The sequence below is a fragment of the Rhodococcus sp. NPDC056506 genome (genome assembly GCF_042794945.1).
GTDB lineage: Bacteria > Actinomycetota > Actinomycetes > Mycobacteriales > Mycobacteriaceae > Rhodococcus_F.
In genome coordinates, this window is the sequence record NZ_JBHTSW010000087.1 from 1,641 (window position 1) to 4,050 (window position 2,410).

The 2,410-nt window shown below is 54.9% G+C and carries 1 rRNA gene; it reads left to right on the plus strand.

Going from position 1 to position 2,410, the window contains the following annotated elements:
* Window positions 1-430: 430 nt before the first annotated feature.
* Window positions 431-2,410, plus strand: a 23S ribosomal RNA gene (locus tag ACFQ6H_RS29705); the annotation flags it as partial.

Sequence of the window (2,410 nt, forward strand, 5' to 3'; positions counted from 1 at the left end):
GAGCCGTCGAAGGTGGGATCGGCGATTGGGACGAAGTCGTAACAAGGTAGCCGTACCGGAAGGTGCGGCTGGATCACCTCCTTTCTAAGGAGCATTCTCCAATCCAATATCCACACAGGTGGATGGTTGGTTGGCAGAGCCTGTTTCGGATCCATTTGTGATCCGGCAGGAGCTCATGGGTGGACGCTGACAAACTTGATCGTCGTACGGTTTCTCCTCTGTGGGAAACCGACGAACAATATATCGGCATACTGTTGGGTCCTGAGAGAACACGCGAGTGTTTCCTCGAAGGAAGTAACGACAACACTGGAATGTGGGTCATACCGCGAATATGTAACTGAGGTGACTTGGTTGGTGTTCGGCTGGTGCTCACGGGAGTTCTGGGGTTGTGTGTTGTTTGAGAACTGCACAGTGGACGCGAGCATCTTTGTTGTAAGTAATGAAGAGCGTACGGTGGATGCCTTGGCACCAGGAGCCGATGAAGGACGTAGGAGGCTGCGATAAGCCTCGGGGAGCTGTCAACCGAGCTGTGATCCGAGGATGTCCGAATGGGGAAACCCAGCACGAGTGATGTCGTGTTACCCGCGCCTGAATATATAGGGCGTGTGGAGGGAACGTGGGGAAGTGAAACATCTCAGTACCCACAGGAAGAGAAAACAACCGTGATTCCGTGAGTAGTGGCGAGCGAAAGCGGAAGAGGCTAAACCATGGGTGTGTGATAGCCGGCAGGTGTTGCATTCGTGGGGTTGTGGGGTTCATTTTGTCAATACTGCCGTGTTGGCCAACAGTAAGAAATCACTGGGTTAGTGGAAGTGGTCTGGAACGGCCTGTCGTAGAGGGTGAGAATCCCGTACACGAAAACTTTGTGACTGTTGTAATGGAAACCCAAGTAGCACCGGGCCCGTGAAATCTGGTGTGAATCTGTCGGGACCACCCGATAAGCCTGAATACTCCCTGGTGACCGATAGCGGACTAGTACCGTGAGGGAAAGGTGAAAAGTACCCCGGGAGGGGAGTGAAATAGTACCTGAAACCGTGCGCTTACAATCCGTCAGAGCCTTCGAGTGACTTGTCACTGGGGGTGATGGCGTGCCTTTTGAAGAATGAGCCTGCGAGTTAGTGGCATGTCGCGAGGTTAACCCGTGTGGGGTAGCCGTAGCGAAAGCGAGTCCGAATAGGGCGAGTCAGTGGCATGCTCTAGACCCGAAGCGGAGTGATCTACCCATGGCCAGGTTGAAGCGACGGTAAGACGTCGTGGAGGACCGAACCCACTTAGGTTGAAAACTGAGGGGATGAGTTGTGGGTAGGGGTGAAAGGCCAATCAAACTCCGTGATAGCTGGTTCTCCCCGAAATGCATTTAGGTGCAGCGTCGCGTGTTTCTCACCGGAGGTAGAGCTACTGGATGGTCTAGGGGGCCCACAAGCTTACCGAAATCAGCCAAACTCCGAATGCCGGTGAGTGAGAGCGCGGCAGTGAGACTGCGGGCGATAAGGTTCGTAGTCGAGAGGGAAACAGCCCAGATCGCCAGCTAAGGTCCCTAAGCGTGTACTAAGTGGAAAAGGATGTGGGGTCGCGAAGACAACCAGGAGGTTGGCTTAGAAGCAGCCACCCTTGAAAGAGTGCGTAATAGCTCACTGGTCAAGTGATCCTGCGCCGACAATGTAGCGGGGCTCAAGTACACCACCGAAGCTGCGGCATTCACGCAATAGCCCCCAGTTGATCCAAGGATTTTCTGGCAGGTGTGTGGATGGGTAGGGGAGCGTCGTGTGGCCATGGAAGCGGCAGGGTGACCTAGCCGTGGAGGCCACACGAGTGAGAATGCAGGCATGAGTAGCGAAAGACGAGTGAGAAACTCGTCCGCCGAATGACCAAGGGTTCCTGGGCCAGGTTAATCCGCCCAGGGTGAGTCGGGACCTAAGACGAGGCCGACAGGCGTAGCCGATGGACAACGGGTTGATATTCCCGTACCCGTGTGAACGCGCCCATGGTGAATCAGTGATACTAACCATCCTGAAGCCACGAGAAGACCTTCGGGTCTCGAGTTGGTGGATGCATGGGACCTGATCTGGTAGTAGCCAAGCGATGGGGTGACGCAGGAAGGTAGCTGAGCCAGTCAGTGGTAATACTGGTGTAAGCGTGTAGGGCGTGACCTAGGCAAATCCGGGTCGCACACAAGCCTGAGACGTGATGCGTAGCCGATTGAGGCGAATTCAGTGATCCTATGCTGCCGAGAAAAGCCTCTAGCGAGCTTTCACACGGCCCGTACCCCAAACCGACACAGGTGGTCAGGTAGAGAATACTAAGGCGATCGAGATAACTATGGTTAAGGAACTCGGCAAAATGCCCCCGTAACTTCGGGAGAAGGGGGGCCCTGTCTGGTGACGACATTTACTGTCTGAGCTGGGTGGGG